The organism is Massilia sp. LMS1-1-1.1, assembly GCF_040815535.1.
Classification (GTDB): Bacteria; Pseudomonadota; Gammaproteobacteria; order Burkholderiales; family Burkholderiaceae_D; genus Janthinobacterium; species Janthinobacterium aestuarii.
In genome coordinates this window covers 307995-322623 of the sequence record NZ_JBFPNG010000045.1, presented here as the reverse complement: position 1 = coordinate 322623, position 14629 = coordinate 307995, and the positions used below count along the sequence as shown (strand labels likewise).

Here is a 14629-nt window from a genome sequence, read left to right as displayed (position 1 = left end):
TCAATGCGGAAGAGTGACAGTAAAGAGCATTTTACCGTACCGCAAGCGCTTTATAAGCACGTATTTGGCCCCATATCCGAGCATGCAAGCGACGCCGACGCCGTTCTATAGGATAATTCGCCTTTAATTAGTAGAAAAACGTGACCCCGGAGCCTTTTATGGAAAATTTATATAACGTCCTCGGTGTCGCGCCCAATGCCAGCGACGATGAAATCAAGAAGGTTTACCGTTCGCTGGCCATGCGCTTCCACCCCGACCGCAACCAGGCCCCCGGCGCCGAGGCGCGCTTCAAGAGCGTCACCAAGGCCTATGAAATCCTGGCCGACCCGGCCAAGCGCGCCGAATACGACCAGAGCGTGAACCACCGCATCATCATCGACCCGGAAGCGGAAGCGTATGCGCTGTGGTGCGGCGTGTTTCGTTTACATGGCACAGTATTACCTGCCGACTAAACCGCTGCGGCCCGCTTCAGCCGGCCCGAATTACTTGAAAACAACAACAACGGCGCTTTTATCAGCGCCGCGCATTACATTGGAAAGCACAGCATGAGAAGAGTACACCCTGAATTCGCGTATCAGTCGCGTGAGCTGGAAGGCCAGATCGAAGGCATCCTCGGCGATCCGCCGAACCGCAAGAACTACAAGAGCATGGTCGATGCATTGGTCGGCGAATATGCGAGCGGCGGCGGCATCGAAGACGTGAACATGCTGGCCTTCGCGCTGGTCGACCACATCACCTTCAGTGACCCGAAAGGCTTGCTGGCCGAAAGCGAAGACTACGAGTTCGGCGACCCGGCCCGCGTGTTTTCCATGGCCGCGTGCGCCGCGCCGGAAGCGGCGAAGATGTACGCCGCCATCGAAGAGAGCTTCCCCGACCTGGCGCGCCAGGCCATCATCACGGCTTTCCTGCACAAGAACCCGCGCCTGTGGGACGACGACGACCAGTCGCTCGACCAGCTGGCCGCCAATGACGATGGCGACGACGATCACGACGAAGACGAAGCCACCGACGATTTCGCCCAGATGTTTGACCAGGATGGAGATGACCATGGCCGATAATGAACAAAAGAGCAATCTTCCCGCGCTGACGAAACAGGTCACGGAATTGGTGTTGTCCGGTTCGCTGGGCCACGCCGAGCAGGCGTTTGCCGATGCGGCCGACCAGTATGGCGATCTGGCCGTGGTGGAAGTGCTGAGCGCCATCCCGCCACAGGTAACGGCCCTGCATCTGGCCGGCTTTGACGGCGGCAAGATGTCGCTGGCAACCTTGCTGGTACCGCCGAAAGCGTGGGCCGACAGCCTGGCCTTCATCGCCGCCACCTGGAGCGACGACCAGATCGAGGATGATCCGGAACGCATCGCCGAAGCCCTGTTCGCGCACATCCACGGCGTGGTGTTTTCCACCGACGACGCCGAGCGCCGCCGCGAGCTGCTGCTCGAAGCGTCCGCCACCGACTGGGGCGCCACGGCGTTCGCCATTTTGTTCTCGATGGCGCCGAAGGAAATCCTCGAAGTGGCGGGCGAAATCGTCATCAAGGGACCGTACGTGACGGGCGTGACCTCGTCCGACAACGACGTCGTGCCGCTGGCCATCGAGCTGGCGCAAGCGAATGAAGACGGCTGGGACCGCTCGTTGTTCGAACTGTTCCCCGACTTCCGCCACAGCGCCGACCTGGCCGACGCGGAATACTCGGACGACCCGGACGAAGAGCCGACTATGTTGCAGCGTAGCACCAAGGAATTGCTGTACCGCTTGCGCAAGCAAGTGCCGAGCACGCGCAGCGCGCCACGCTCCAGCACGCGCCGCAGCCTGGGCACGGGCATTTTCTCGTAATGAAAGCAGGGAACGTCTAATGCTGCCAGCAATTGTTGTAGAGAATCTTCCGCGCCTCGTGCGCGCCATCAAACTGTTGCAGGGCGACCCGCGCGAGGACGCGGCCCTGAACCTGGCCGACGAATTGACGGGTATCACGGCCATGGTGGCCGAGAAGTTCACGAATGAACGCACGGCCGACGGCATCCAGAAAGCGCTGTACCTGACGGTGGGTGGCGTGTCCCTGGGCCTGGAACAGGCCGTCACGCATGAAGGCGACCAGGCCGCGCTCGATTTCCTCGTCGAGCACGGCGCCGAGCACGCGTTCCAGGTGGGCTTTCGCCTGATCAAGGAACTGTCGCAGCTGCCCGAAGACGCCCTCGTCGGCGAATATGATCAGGACCCCGTGTACCTGCAGCGGCGCCTGCGCGAGCTGTTCATCGATATTTGCCAGGCCGACCCGAACCAGAACTGGGCCGGCTATGAAAAGTATGCGGTTCAATTGCAACAGCGCAAGGAAGTGCAAGCCGTCGTGCGCCTGGCAAGCTGGCTGCGCCGCCACCACGACAACGGTCCCGTCAGCGACAGCGACTTGAATGCCGAGGGCGTCATCGCCCTGGCCATCATCTTCGCCATCGAAGGCGGCGGGCGCATCATCGCGCGCACGGGTCAAAAGGAATTCGAGCGCTTCGTGCGTTCCGTGCGCAAGAACAAGCCCGACTTCGAGGAAGGCTGGGCCGCCCTGGTGGCCAAGGTGCCCGTGCAGCACCATCCGGTATTGCTCGACCGTATAGAGTCGTACCGCCGCAGCTGCACCGTCGTGCATAAAATCCTCACGCGGGCCAGCATGAAAAGCCTGTTCGAGGACCTGGAAAATTATGCGGGTTCGGAGCTGGACGCGGATTATTCGTGATGCGAGCAATTGTCGGCTTACGCCCTTTGGGCTAAGCCGACCTACGCAGACCTACGCCGGCCTCATCGGCCTATTCTTTCTCTTCCATGGCCGCTTCCTCGGCCAGTTTCACAAACGCCGCGACCAGCGGCGACGTCTCTTCTTCCCGTTGTGCAAGCAATAAACTGGTCGTCGCCTGCGGGTCGGCGATGGGGCGGTAGCACACGCCATCCATGCGGATGCGGTCGAATGAGGCGGGCAGCACGGAAATGCCGCAGCCGGCCGCCACCAGGCCGATGATGGTCGACGCTTCGCCCGCTTCCTGCGCCACCTGGGGCACGAAGCCGGCCGCCTTGCACAGGCGGAAGATCTGCGGATAAATCCCCGTGCCCGCATCTTTCGGGTACATGACAAAGCCTTCGCCTGCCATATCGGCAATGGCAATCGCGTCCTTGGCCGCCAGCGCGTGGTCGACGGGCAAGACGAGGAACAGCGGATCCTGGCGCAGTTGCGTCAGCTTGATATCGGATGGATACGTTGTTTCCGGCGGACGCACGAAGCCCAAGTCCATCGTCCTGCCCGAGATCGCTTCGAGCTGGTGCAGGGTCGCCATTTCGTGCAGGGTCAAGGTGACGTGCGGGAATTGCTGGCGGTAGCGGTTGATGACGGTGGCGAAGTAGGGCGTAAACGGCGTGGAAAAGGTAAAGCCGATGCGCAATTCGCCCGCTTCGCCCCGCTGGGCCCGGCGCGCCGTGACAGCCGCTTGTTCTGACAGGGCCAGGATGCGCCGCGCATCGTCGAGGAAAAGACGGCCTGCTTCCGTCAGCCGCACGGAGCGCTTGTTGCGCTCGAACAACTGCGCGCCCAACTCCGCTTCCAGCGCCTGGATTTGCTGGCTCAGTGGCGGCTGGCCGATGTGCAGGCGCTCGGCCGCGCGCGTAAAGTGCAATTCCTCGGCGACGGCGACAAAGTAACGGAGGTGGCGCAGTTCCATATTCGTCCAGTAATCGTTTTAAAGTATGAGTTGGGCCTTGAATATATATTGGACGATATGAGTTGGCAATCCTAAGATGAAGACTCGCTCCTCTTTGAAACATGGCCATGTCTGATTCATCGCTTGCTTACGCCTCTGCCGCCACCCCGGTCCTGTCTCCTGTTGCCCCCGCCGCTCCCGCGCCCCGCACGGCCATCGCCAAAGGTACGGCGGAATTCAAGCGCAGCAACCGCGCCCTGTTCTTTGGCGGCTTTTCCACCTTCAGCTTGCTGTACTGTATCCAGCCACTGTTTCCGCTGCTGTCGCACCAGTTCCATCTGACGCCCGCGCAAAGCAGCTGGTCGCTCTCCGTGTCGAGCGGCTTGCTGGCGATCTCCTTGGTACTGCTCAGCGCCGTGTCGGACCGTGTCGGGCGCAAGCCCTTGATGGTGGCGTCGATGTTTTCCGCCGCGATACTAACCATTTTGTCCGCGTTCGCGCAGGATTATGCGCAGTTGCTGGCCATCCGCGCCGCGCTCGGCATTGCCCTGGGCGGCATGCCGGCCGTGGCCATGGCTTACCTGGGCGAGGAAATCGAGGGCCCGTCCCTGGGCCTGTCGATGGGCCTGTATATTGCCGGCAGCGCGTTTGGCGGCATGTCGGGACGGCTGGTCGCGTCCATGCTCAGCGATTTCCTGTCGTGGCGCTGGGCCTTGGGCGTGCTGGGCGTGGCCGGCGTGCTGGCGGCGGCGGAGTTCTGGCGCAGCTTGCCCGCGTCGAAAAATTTCGTGCCCAGTACAAAGGGTTGGAACGCCTTGCCGCACGCCATCCGCCAGCATTTTTCCGACCGGGGCTTGCCGTGGCTGTTCTGCCTCGCGTTCGTGCTGATGGGCTGTTTCGTCAGCCTGTATAACTACATCGGCTACCGCCTGCTGGCTGCGCCATTCGGCTTGCGCCAGAGCACGGTCGGCTTGCTGGCCTTTTTGTACCTGATCGGCATCTTCAGCTCCGTCTGGGCGGGCCGCCTGGTGGACCGCCTGGGGCGCCGGGGCGTGCTGTGGATCATGCTGTCGCTGATGCTGTCCGGCATTTTATTGACCCTGTTCGATTCGCTGCCGCTGATCGTCATCGGCATGGCGCTGGCCACCTTCGGCTTCTTCGCCTCGCACTCGATCGCCAGCAGCTGGGTCAGCCGCCGCGCGCGCGCGCCGCAGGCCCTGGCCTCGGCCTTCTACCTGCTGTTCTATTACCTGGGTTCGAGCCTGATCGGTTCCGCCTCGGGCATGATGTGGGGCTTCGACGGCTGGACGGGCGTGGTCATCATGCTGGGTCTGTGCCTGGGCGGCGGCGTGCTGATCGCCTTGCGCCTGCGCCATTTGCAGCCGCTGGGGGCGCGCGAAGCGGCGGGCTGAGTCCGGCTATTTGAGACACATGCCGATCATCGTTTCCCCGTTCTTGCCGGCGCGCCGGTGATCTTGTCGATGCGGCTGCCCTTGGCCTCGTTCGCACCGATCTCCTCGATCATTGACGCCTCATACCATTTCGACGCGATGGCCGCTGGTGGGGAACCCTGTGCCGGCTTGACGATCCAACTACAGACACTGTGGGAGGACACATCATGATGCAGGTTAAGGAAGTGGCACGGCGCTTTGGCGCCATCGAACACGCGATCGGCCAGGCGGCCCAGCTGTGCGGCAAACAGCAGGGCATGCCGATGGACTTGAAGGATTGCATCAACCAGCTGGACCAGCAAAAGAGCGCCGTGCGGCAAGCCATCGACACGCAAGACGATGCGCGCATCCGGCAAGCCGTTGACCAGATGGAATCGCTGGGCGACCGCGCCAAGCGGGCGTGCGGTGCGGCGACCAGCGTGACGCCGGAAATGAAGAGCGTCGTGCTCAAGGTCCACGATGAGTTGTCTGACCTGAAGCACCAGATGCACTAGGCCTTGGCTCTTGCGCGTCTTACATCTGGCGAAATAGATGAGCATATAAAGGGCTGACGCGCAGTTGCGCCGGGTGCTGGCGCAGGGTCAGCGACAGCTTGCCCGCCTCGTCGCGCACGGCCGTGGCGATGGCGCTGGCGTTGACGATGGTGCCCCGGTGGATTTGCCAGAATTGTTGCGGGTCCAGCTGGGGCAGGAGTTCCTTCAGGCTCGTGCGTATCAGCGCTTCGCTGTCCTGGCACACGACGTTGATGTATTTGTCCAGCGCTTCGAAATACACGACGTCGGCCAAGGCGATCATGCGCACGCTGTTGCCCACGGCCGCCCGTATCATTTGCAGGCGCGGCGCGGGCGGCAGCATGGCTTGCAGCTGGGCAAGCAGGCGAGCCATATTGTCATTGCTGGCGGTTCCGGCTGCCGGCGCTGCTGTAGCGGTCGTCGCTGGCGCTGAGGTTGCTGTTAATGTTGCTGCTGCTGCTGCTGCTGTTGCTGCAGCGGTGCCGTTGCCAACGCCTTTGCCAATGCCGCTGTCGCGCAAGCGCTGCTGCAAGCGTTCCACCGTCTTGGCCAGGCGCGCATCGTTGACGGGTTTCAAGACGTAATCGGCGGCCGCGTGCTCGAAGGCGGCCAGCGCATATTCATCGTAGGCGGTCACAAACACGATGTGGGGGAACGCGATGCCGTCCGGCCATTGCTCTGCCAGCTCCTCGGCCGCTTCCAGGCCCGTCTTGCCTGGCATCTTAATGTCGAGAAACAGAATGTCGGGCTGCAGCGCCAGGCCTTGCCGCAAGGCTTCCACGCCGTTGGGGCAGGTGGCGACAATGTCGAGTTCCGGCCACAGTCGCTGCAAGGCGTGTGCGAGGGCGGCGGCGAGTATGGGTTCGTCTTCGGCGATCAGGGCGCGCGGGGTGGGGCTGGTCATGGCGTGGGGCTCGCGGTGGTGGAGTGAATCGGTAATTGAAGGCGGGCGACGGCGCCTGCCGCCGGATTGGCGTCCAGTGACAGGCTGGCTGCATCGCCATGCATGCCGCGCAGGCGTTCGCGGATATTTTCCACGCCCAGCTGCGTGCCCTTGGTCTGGCCCGGATGGTCGAGGCCCAGGCCATCGTCGCTGACGGTGAGCAGCAGCACGCCACCGTCCGTGGATGCCTGCACGTGGATATGGCCGCCTTCGATCTTCGGTTCCAGGCCGTGCTGGATGGCGTTTTCCACCAGCGGCTGCAGCAGCATGGGCGGTACCTTGATCTGGCGCAAGGCCGCGGGCAAGTCCAGCGTAAAGCGCAGGCGCGCGCCCATGCGTATCGACATCAGGCCCAGGTAGGCTTGCATCAGGGAAAACTCCTGTTCCAGGGTGGTGGATTCGGCGCGCGAGGAAGAGAGGGTGGCGCGCAAGTACTGGATCAGCTGGTCGAGCAGCAACTGGGCACGGTCCGGGTCAAAGCTGATCAGGCCCTGCAGGTTGGCCAGGGTATTGAACAGCATGTGCGGCTCGATTTGCGCCTGCAGCAACTGCAGTTGCGCCTGCATGGCCTGGCGCGCCACGGATTCGGCGCGGGCTTTTTCCTCGGCTGCTTCCATTTGCAGGCGCGCAATTTTTTCGCGGCTGCCAAAGAACAGGATGGCCGCCCCGGCCGCCGCCAAGGTGAAAACCGTCATGCCGACATTGCGTGGCGACATGGACACGGGCGCGGGAACGTCGATATTGGCCAGCCAGCCGAACAGCATGGTGCCGCCGACTTGCGCCACGGCGGCACTGACGATGATGAGGGCAGTGAAGGGCAGCCTTGGGGGGCGGCGTCCCTCTCCCCACCATGCCAGGCGGATGCCGTCGATGAGCAGGAAGGCGATGCCGCCGATGCACATGGATGCAAGCAGGTTGAGCCAGAAGCTTTGCCCACCGTTCATCACGAAGGTGATGAAGAGGGCACACAGGACATTGAGCAGCAGCGCATAACGGGCGTCGCCCAGCAGGCGCCGGTAGGGAAAGCCCGTCTTGCGGGGGGCGGTGTCGGTAGTGTGCATGCGGGACCGCTTTCGGGTGGGCGTTCGGTTGGCAATGCGGCAATTATGGGCGGCTCTGCAAGCGGGCGCAACGCCGATGCGACGAAACAGGGAGCAGACGGCGCCAATCGCCTGATCGCGTCCTTTACATGGCGGCCCTTGCACGCGATGATGGCAAGATGTCTTGACCGACAACCTCCTCATGATAAAGGAATACCATGTGGCCTTACCCACGCACCCTCGCGCACCGCGGCGGCGGCACCCTGGCGCCTGAAAATACCGTGGCCGCCCTGCGCTGCGGCCTGGCCTACGGCTACCGCGCCGTGGAATTCGACGTCATGCTGGCGTCCGATGGCGTGCCCGTCGTCGTGCACGATCCCGAGCTGGGCCGCACCGTGGCGGGCAGCGGCCGTATCAATGACTACACGGCCGCACAGCTGGGAACGATGGAGGCGGGCGCCTGGTTCGGCCCGCAATTCGCGGGCGAAGGCGTGCCTACCTTTGACGCCGTGGTGGCGTATTGCAAGGCCCAGCGCATCTGGATGAATATCGAAATCAAGCCGGCACCCGGTTTCGACGCGCCCACGGGCGAGGCAGTGGCGCGGGCCACGCGTGGCTATTTTGCAGAGGAAATCGCCGCTGGCGAATTGCTGCCGCTGCTGTCGTCGTTCAGCATTGACGCGCTGGAAGCGGCACGCCAGACGGCGCCGGAACTGGCGCGCGGCTGGCTGGTCGAAGAAATACCTTCTGATTGGGCGAAAAAGGCAAAGGAACTGGACGTCGTGGCCATCCATTGCGACCACCAGCCACTGACGCCGGAACTGGCGCGAGAGGTCAAGGAGGCGGGATACGGGCTGTTCTGCTACACCGTCAACACGCCGGAGCGGGCCAGCGAATTGCTGGCCTGGGGCGTGGATGGGTTTTGCACGGACAGGATCGATATTATTCGATCCATGGCGTAGGTCGGATTAGGCGCGCAGCGCCGTAATCCGACAACATTGTTGGCGCCGCTGGTGTTGTCGGCTTACGCGCTTGCGCGCTAAGCCGACCTACGTTTCAAACAGCTTAGAAAGTTACCCGCATGCCGACCGTCAAGTTACGCCCCATCAACGGCGCCGCATTCTTGATGAACGAGGTATGGCTGTACGCCAGTTCATTCGTCAGGTTGTTCGCCTTGATGTAGAACTGGGCTGGCGTCGTGCCGATGCGCGTGTCGTAGTTGGCGGAGAGGTTCAGCATGTTGTAGCCCGGCGTTTCCGTTTCAAACGCTGCCACTTTACCCTGCTTGCCCACGCGGTAGAACTCGGCCACGCCGCTCCATGCCTGCCAGTTGGCGTCGAACTTCACGCCGAAACGCTGGGCCGGGATGCGCGGCAAGTTGCCGCCGCCGTCGGCCAGCTTGGCCCGCACGTAGTCGCCGAACACGCTGGCGCCGAACATGGGGTTCAGCTGCTGGCGGATCTGCCCTTCCACCCCCGTAAACGTGGCGTCGCGCTGGGCGTACTGGATCAGCTGGAAGCCTTCGTGGCTGTCCAGGGTGGAGCCGAAGATGTAGTTGTCGACCTTGTTGCGGTAGGCGCTGGCCGAGAACGTCGTGGCGCCTGCATATTTGCGCAAGGTCAAGTCGATATTGTTCGACGTTTCCTTGCCCAGGTTTTCATTACCCAGCTCATATGTGGCTGTGGCCATGTGCACGCCGTGCGCATACAGTTCCTCGGCGCTGGGCAAACGGTGCGTGCGCGAGATGGTCGAACCGAGCGAGTACTGGGGTGCAAATTTCCACACGGCACCCAGGGAGACCGAGGTGCCCTTGGCGCTGCGGTCCTGCAAGGTGGCGCTGTCGACCGTAATGTCTTGCCATTCGTGGCGCAAGCCCGCTTCGAAGCGCCATTGGTCGAGCTTGTATTCCTCGACCAGGAAGGCCGCGTGTTTCTTCGTTACCGTCGGCGCCACGTACGCTTCCTCGCCCAGGGCGGAGAAATCGCGCTTCGACGTTTGCAGGCCGACCACGCCGCGCCAGCCGAAGACGGGATGGTGTTCCATTTCCAGGCGTGCATCGTGGCCCTTGTTCTTGAAGGTGGTGGCGATTTCCGTGCCTTCGATTTCATCGTGCTTGTAGTCGGTGAACGAAGCGCGCAGGCGCAGCTTGGCGAAGCCGGGCACGGGATCACGCAATTCGCCGCGCACGTCCCAGCGTTCGCTTTTCAGTTTCACGTAGGGAACGGCACCATCTTCGTGGTCGTGGTCATGTTCTTCTTCATCACCGTGGTCGTGGCCTTCGTGGCCGCCGCAATGCAGGTGCGTGCCGTGCGGGTGGCAGCTTTCGAATTCATGGTTGTGGCCGGGCAAGCCGTATTCCGCGTGCTGGCTGGTGAAGGCCAGGCCCAGGAAGCCCCGCTCGCCCACCCACGACACGCCCACGCTGCCCGTGTCCGTCTTGTTGTAGCTGCCGCCTACTTTCGAGCCGCCTTCCCAGCCGCTGCCGACCTTATATTCTTTTGCATCGCGCTTGACGCCTTCCGCGTGGAAGGCGATGTTGCCGGAGCCGCCGGTCACTTCAAAGGCGCCCGCCTTTTCGCGCGCGGCCGAGTTGGCGCGCACTTCCGCACTGCCTTCAAAACCTTTCGCCGGCACGCGCGTGGGGATTTTCTTGTCGATCACATTGACGACACCGCCGACGGCACCACCGCCGTAGGCCAGCGCGGACGGGCCGCGCAAGACTTCAATCTGTTCCGACAGCATCGGCTCGGCCGCGACGGCATGGTCGGGGCTGATGGTCGACGCATCCTGCACTTCGGCGCCATCGGACAGCACCTTGACGCGCGGGCCATCCATGCCGCGGATGATGGGACGGCTGGCGCCGGCGCCGAAATGGCTGGACGTGATGCCGGGCTGGCCGGCCAAGGTTTCGCCCAGGGTCGCTTCGCGGGCGCGCACCAGTTCCTCGCCTTCGAGTACGGTAACGGGCGTGCTCATGTCGTCGCTGCCCAGGGCCAGGGCGCTGGCCGAGACGGTGACGGCGGGCAAGGTTGTCGCCTGCTGCGCCAGTGCGCTGGCGGGAGCGGCAAAGGCCAGCATGATGGCCAGCGCGAGGGGAGTGGGTTGGTGAGGGCGGACGGACATGGGTAAAAGTTCCTTATCGGCTATCGGTGTTGGCAGGGTTGGGGCAGTGCGTGAAAAGGAAATAGCCTGCCCTAAGTTGATAATGATAACCCATTATCATTATAGTGTGACAGTTTTTCCGGACAGTAGATACAGGTGGATGGTGTATTCTGTCGGCTATGGAACGCACAACACGTCAAAAAACCGCTATTCAAGCCGCCATCGAGTCGGCCCAGCGCCCCTTGTCGGCGCAGGAAATCCTCGAACAGGCCAGCTTGCAAGTGACGCAGCTGGGCATCGCCACCGTTTACCGCAACTTGAAGTCCCTGGTGCTGGAAGAAAAGGTGCACGTGGTGACCTTGCCGGGCGAAAACCCTCGCTACGAGTCGAACACGGCGGCCAATCACCACCACCACCATTTCCAGTGCACCACGTGCCAGCGCGTGTTCGACGTGCATGATTGCCCGGGCGACTTGAAACGCATGGCGCCGCAAGGCTTTGTTGTCGAGCGCCACGAACTGACCCTGTACGGCCGCTGCGCCGACTGCAATGCCGCCGCTGGCGTCACGGGGGCCGCGGCCGCCAAGGCCAAGCCCGCGCCACACGCCTGCGCCAGCCACCACGACCCGGCCTGAGCGGGCGGGGCGGCATGCGTGGGCAGGCTTGCAACAATGCTGGCTGCCCGGCGCCAATTCCCGTACCTAGATCACGTATAATCTTCCCTTTAAAGCTGCCGCCACTCTTTGCCAAAAAAACATGAAATCAACTGAAATCCGCGACAAGTTCCTCAAATTTTTCGAGTCCAAGGGCCATTCCATCGTCCGTTCCAGCTCCCTGGTGCCAGGCAACGATCCGACCTTGCTGTTGACGAACAGCGGCATGGTGCAATTCAAGGATGTGTTTACGGGCACGGACAGCCGTCCCTACACGCGCGCCACCTCGGTGCAGCGCTGCGTGCGCGCCGGCGGCAAGCACAACGATCTGGAAAACGTCGGCTACACGGCGCGCCACCATACTTTCTTTGAAATGCTGGGCAACTTCAGCTTCGGCGACTATTTCAAGCGCGACGCGATTCAATACGCGTGGGAACTGCTGACCAAAGTCTATGGCTTGCCGGCTGACAAGCTGACCGTCACCGTCTACATCGAAGATGACGAAGCGTACGATATCTGGGCGAAAGAAATTGGCGTGCCTGTCGAGCGCATCATCCGCATCGGCGACAACAAGGGTTCGCGTTATGCCTCCGATAATTTCTGGCAGATGGCGGACACGGGCCCATGCGGTCCTTGCACGGAAATCTTCTACGACCACGGCGCCGACATTCCTGGCGGCCCACCGGGCTCGCCTGACGAAGACGGCGACCGCTTCATTGAAATCTGGAACCTCGTGTTCATGCAGTTCAACCGCGACGAAGCGGGTGTCATGCACAAGCTGCCGAAGCCTTGCGTCGACACGGGCATGGGCATGGAGCGCCTGGCCGCCGTGCTGCAGCACGTGCATTCGAACTATGAAATCGACCTGTTCCAGCATTTGATTCGCGCCGCCGCGCGCGAAACGGGCGCCACGGACCTGGAAAACAAGTCGCTGCGCGTGATCGCCGACCACATCCGCGCCGCCGCCTTCATGATCGTCGACGGCATCATCCCGGGCAGCGAAGGCCGCGCGTATGTCCTGCGCCGCATCATCCGCCGCGCCTTGCGCCATGGCCACAAGCTGGGCCAGACGAAACCGTTCTTCTACAAGCTGGTGGCGGATCTCGCCATCGAGATGGGCGGCGCCTATCCGGAGCTGGAAGAAGCGAAAGACAACGTCGCCAACATGCTGAAGGCCGAAGAAGAGCGTTTCGGCGAAACCCTGGAAACGGGCATGAAAGTGCTGGAAGCGCAGCTGGCCAAGGATGCCACGGGCATCGATGGCGCCACCGCTTTTACCTTGTACGAAACCTACGGCTTCCCGCCGGACCTGACGGCCGACATCTGCCGCGAACGCAACATCATTTTCGACCAGGCCGGCTACGACGCGGCCCTGAAGGAAAGCCAGGAACTGTCACGCAAGGGCGGCAAGACGCACAAGGACAGCAAGGTCGAGTACACGGGCGAGAAAAACACCTTCGTCGGCTACGATCAATTGACGTTCAGCGGCAAGGTCGTCGCGCTGTACGCGGCCGGCACGCAGGTCACGGAATTGAAGGCGGGCCAGGAAGGCATCGTCGTGCTCGACACGACGCCGTTCTACGCGGAATCGGGCGGCCAGGTGGGCGACCAGGGCGTGATCGCCTCGGGCGCTGGCAGCTTTGCCGTCAGCGACACCCTGAAAATCCAGGCTGACGTGTTCGGCCACCACGGCGTGCTCGAATCGGGCGTGCTGAAGGTGGGCGACGCCGTCTCGGCGCAAGTCGATACGGCCAAGCGCGCGCGCACCATTCGCAACCACTCGGCCACGCACTTGATGCACAAGGCCTTGCGCGAAGTGCTGGGTAGCCACGTGGCGCAAAAGGGTTCGCTGGTCGATCCGGACAAGACCCGTTTCGACTTCAGCCACAATGCGCCGATGACGGCCGAGCAAATCGCCGCTGTGGAAACCATCGTCAATAAAGAGATCCTGGAAAACCGTGCCACGCAGGCCCACTTGATGTCGTTTGACGATGCCGTCAAGCATGGTGCGATGGCTCTGTTCGGCGAGAAATACGGCGATGAAGTGCGCGTGCTCGACATCGGCAGCTCGAAAGAGCTGTGCGGCGGCGTTCACGTGCAGCGCACGGGCGACATCGGCCTGTTCAAGATCATCGGCGAAAGCGGCGTTGCCGCCGGTATCCGCCGCGTCGAAGCCGTGACGGGCGAGGGCGCGCTGGCGCTGGTGCAAACCATCAACCGCCGCCTGGTCGAAGCGGCCAATGCACTGAAGGCGCAGCCGGAAGAACTGACTGCCCGTATCGGCCAGGTGCAGGACCACGTGAAGGCGCTGGAGAAGGAACTGGCCGCGCTGAAATCGAAACTGGCCTCGGGCCAGGGTGATGAACTGGTCACGCAAGCCGTCGACGTCAATGGCATCAAGGTGCTCGCGGCCGTGCTGGACGGCGCCGACGTGGCCCGTTTGCGCGAAACCATGGACAAGCTGAAGGACAAGCTGAAAACGGCCGCCATCGTGCTGGCCAGCGTGGCGGACGGCAAGGTCAGCCTGATCGCCGGCGTGACGGCGGACGCGACTTCCAAGGTCAAAGCGGGCGAGCTGGTGAACTTCGTTGCACAGCAAGTGGGCGGAAAAGGCGGCGGACGCCCCGATATGGCGCAGGCTGGCGGTACCGATCCGAGCGGTCTGGCGAACGCCCTGGCTGGCGTGCCGGCCTGGGTCGGCGAGCGCGTGAAATAAAGCGTAAGCTAGCAGGCATGCGGGGTTTTCGCTCCACAGCCCCTTGAAAACGGCCCGCAGACGGTGTTTGCGGGCCGTTTTGCCGTGTGGAATCTCGTTGTGACACCACAACAGCCGATGAACTATTTTGGTGCAGCGCGTCAATGCCCCTGATTTAGAGTAGTATGTCGAAAATCAGTACAACAAAACAATGGTGGGATATTGATGATGAGCGACACACTACTTGATACCGAGATTATGGAATTTCACAAAGAACTCGACGCGCGGGGCTTGAATTGCCCGTTGCCGATTCTGAAGGCGAAAAAGGCTTTGTCAGAGCTGCAGAGCGGGGAAGTGCTGCGCATCATGGCAACCGATCCCGGTTCCGTGCGCGACTTCCAGGCTTTCGCCAAGCAAACGGGCAATGCCCTGCTGTCGCACGTGCAGACGGGTACCGAATTCGTCTTCCTGATGCAACGCAAATAATTCTGCCAGCCGGGGCCGCCGTGGCGCGGCCTGGTTTTCCTTCCCGAGCCAGCCCTTTTGCTGCCCTGCA

The 14629-nt window shown here is 62.4% G+C and carries 14 protein-coding genes; 10 read left to right on the top strand and 4 right to left on the bottom strand.

Annotated features, from left to right (window positions below; all coding sequences use genetic code 11):
- Positions 1–158: 158 nt before the first annotated feature.
- The 4 genes from MRBLMS1_RS23465 (at position 159) to MRBLMS1_RS23450 (ending at position 2725) form a co-directional block, all read left to right on the top strand.
- Positions 159–452 carry a DnaJ domain-containing protein gene (locus MRBLMS1_RS23465; RefSeq protein ID WP_010395442.1) on the top strand — a complete coding sequence of 98 codons (294 nt, stop codon included), beginning with the start codon at positions 159–161 and terminating at the stop codon, positions 450–452.
- A 93-nt stretch (positions 453–545) separates the two neighbouring features.
- Positions 546–1058 carry a hypothetical protein gene (locus tag MRBLMS1_RS23460; RefSeq protein WP_034759931.1) on the top strand — a complete coding sequence of 171 codons (513 nt, stop codon included), beginning with the start codon at positions 546–548 and terminating at the stop codon, positions 1056–1058.
- Complete coding sequence (locus MRBLMS1_RS23455; RefSeq protein WP_076567276.1) at positions 1048–1833, top strand: hypothetical protein; 786 nt, start codon at positions 1048–1050, stop codon at positions 1831–1833. Before MRBLMS1_RS23460 ends, MRBLMS1_RS23455 begins: the two co-directional genes overlap by 11 nt.
- Positions 1834–1852: 19 nt before the next feature.
- Positions 1853–2725 carry a hypothetical protein gene (locus MRBLMS1_RS23450; RefSeq protein ID WP_485882295.1) on the top strand — a complete coding sequence of 291 codons (873 nt, stop codon included), beginning with the start codon at positions 1853–1855 and terminating at the stop codon, positions 2723–2725.
- Between the two features lie 70 nt (positions 2726–2795).
- Here MRBLMS1_RS23450 and MRBLMS1_RS23445 read toward each other — a convergent pair whose 3' ends face one another.
- Positions 2796–3698: a LysR substrate-binding domain-containing protein gene (locus MRBLMS1_RS23445; RefSeq protein ID WP_072454357.1), complete on the bottom strand. Its 903-nt coding sequence runs from the start codon at positions 3696–3698 to the stop codon at positions 2796–2798.
- A gap of 107 nt (positions 3699–3805) precedes the next feature.
- Here MRBLMS1_RS23445 and MRBLMS1_RS23440 point away from each other — a divergent pair, with 107 nt between their 5' ends.
- Together MRBLMS1_RS23440 and MRBLMS1_RS23435 are read left to right on the top strand one after the other, a co-directional pair.
- Positions 3806–5089, top strand: a complete 1284-nt coding sequence (locus MRBLMS1_RS23440) for an MFS transporter (RefSeq protein WP_485882293.1) — start codon at positions 3806–3808, stop codon at positions 5087–5089.
- Positions 5090–5295: 206 nt separating this feature from the next.
- Positions 5296–5622 carry a hypothetical protein gene (locus MRBLMS1_RS23435; protein ID WP_128140358.1) on the top strand — a complete coding sequence of 109 codons (327 nt, stop codon included), beginning with the start codon at positions 5296–5298 and terminating at the stop codon, positions 5620–5622.
- Positions 5623–5641: 19 nt separating this feature from the next.
- Here MRBLMS1_RS23435 and MRBLMS1_RS23430 read toward each other — a convergent pair whose 3' ends face one another.
- Complete coding sequence (locus MRBLMS1_RS23430; protein ID WP_485882290.1) at positions 5642–6544, bottom strand: LytR/AlgR family response regulator transcription factor; 903 nt, start codon at positions 6542–6544, stop codon at positions 5642–5644.
- A complete protein-coding gene (locus tag MRBLMS1_RS23425) occupies positions 6541–7644 on the bottom strand; it encodes a sensor histidine kinase (protein WP_485882288.1) in 1104 nt (367 codons plus the stop codon). Before MRBLMS1_RS23425 ends, MRBLMS1_RS23430 begins: the two co-directional genes overlap by 4 nt.
- A gap of 197 nt (positions 7645–7841) precedes the next feature.
- Between MRBLMS1_RS23425 and ugpQ the strand changes: the two genes are divergently transcribed.
- Entirely contained in the window at positions 7842–8585 is a 744-nt protein-coding gene (ugpQ, locus tag MRBLMS1_RS23420) for a glycerophosphodiester phosphodiesterase (protein WP_485882286.1), read from the top strand.
- A 103-nt stretch (positions 8586–8688) separates the two neighbouring features.
- Here ugpQ and MRBLMS1_RS23415 read toward each other — a convergent pair whose 3' ends face one another.
- Positions 8689–10746, bottom strand: coding sequence for a TonB-dependent receptor domain-containing protein (locus MRBLMS1_RS23415; RefSeq protein WP_485882284.1), 2058 nt, complete (start codon positions 10744–10746; stop codon positions 8689–8691).
- 158 nt (positions 10747–10904) lie between these two features.
- Here MRBLMS1_RS23415 and MRBLMS1_RS23410 point away from each other — a divergent pair, with 158 nt between their 5' ends.
- The 3 genes from MRBLMS1_RS23410 (at position 10905) to MRBLMS1_RS23400 (ending at position 14559) form a co-directional block, all read left to right on the top strand.
- Entirely contained in the window at positions 10905–11360 is a 456-nt protein-coding gene (locus MRBLMS1_RS23410; RefSeq protein ID WP_034759891.1) for a Fur family transcriptional regulator, read from the top strand.
- Positions 11361–11481: 121 nt separating this feature from the next.
- Positions 11482–14094, top strand: coding sequence for an alanine--tRNA ligase (gene alaS / locus MRBLMS1_RS23405; RefSeq protein ID WP_485882282.1), 2613 nt, complete (start codon positions 11482–11484; stop codon positions 14092–14094).
- A 237-nt stretch (positions 14095–14331) separates the two neighbouring features.
- Positions 14332–14559 carry a sulfurtransferase TusA family protein gene (locus MRBLMS1_RS23400; RefSeq protein WP_010395510.1) on the top strand — a complete coding sequence of 76 codons (228 nt, stop codon included), beginning with the start codon at positions 14332–14334 and terminating at the stop codon, positions 14557–14559.
- Positions 14560–14629 lie beyond the last annotated feature (70 nt).

Excerpts from the sequence above, each read along its gene's own strand:
- MRBLMS1_RS23455 (WP_076567276.1), top strand. The coding sequence starts at position 1,048 with ATGGCCGATAATGAACAAAAGAGCAATCTTCCCGCGCTGACGAAACAG.
- MRBLMS1_RS23415 (WP_485882284.1), bottom strand. The coding sequence starts at position 10,746 with ATGTCCGTCCGCCCTCACCAACCCACTCCCCTCGCGCTGGCCATCATG.
- ugpQ (WP_485882286.1), top strand. The coding sequence starts at position 7,842 with ATGTGGCCTTACCCACGCACCCTCGCGCACCGCGGCGGCGGCACCCTG.
- MRBLMS1_RS23425 (WP_485882288.1), bottom strand. The coding sequence starts at position 7,644 with ATGCACACTACCGACACCGCCCCCCGCAAGACGGGCTTTCCCTACCGG.
- MRBLMS1_RS23445 (WP_072454357.1), bottom strand. The coding sequence starts at position 3,698 with ATGGAACTGCGCCACCTCCGTTACTTTGTCGCCGTCGCCGAGGAATTG.
- MRBLMS1_RS23400 (WP_010395510.1), top strand. The coding sequence starts at position 14,332 with ATGGAATTTCACAAAGAACTCGACGCGCGGGGCTTGAATTGCCCGTTG.
- MRBLMS1_RS23430 (WP_485882290.1), bottom strand. The coding sequence starts at position 6,544 with ATGACCAGCCCCACCCCGCGCGCCCTGATCGCCGAAGACGAACCCATA.
- MRBLMS1_RS23410 (WP_034759891.1), top strand. The coding sequence starts at position 10,905 with ATGGAACGCACAACACGTCAAAAAACCGCTATTCAAGCCGCCATCGAG.
- MRBLMS1_RS23440 (WP_485882293.1), top strand. The coding sequence starts at position 3,806 with ATGTCTGATTCATCGCTTGCTTACGCCTCTGCCGCCACCCCGGTCCTG.
- MRBLMS1_RS23435 (WP_128140358.1), top strand. The coding sequence starts at position 5,296 with ATGATGCAGGTTAAGGAAGTGGCACGGCGCTTTGGCGCCATCGAACAC.
- MRBLMS1_RS23465 (WP_010395442.1), top strand. The coding sequence starts at position 159 with ATGGAAAATTTATATAACGTCCTCGGTGTCGCGCCCAATGCCAGCGAC.
- alaS (WP_485882282.1), top strand. The coding sequence starts at position 11,482 with ATGAAATCAACTGAAATCCGCGACAAGTTCCTCAAATTTTTCGAGTCC.
- MRBLMS1_RS23460 (WP_034759931.1), top strand. The coding sequence starts at position 546 with ATGAGAAGAGTACACCCTGAATTCGCGTATCAGTCGCGTGAGCTGGAA.
- MRBLMS1_RS23450 (WP_485882295.1), top strand. The coding sequence starts at position 1,853 with ATGCTGCCAGCAATTGTTGTAGAGAATCTTCCGCGCCTCGTGCGCGCC.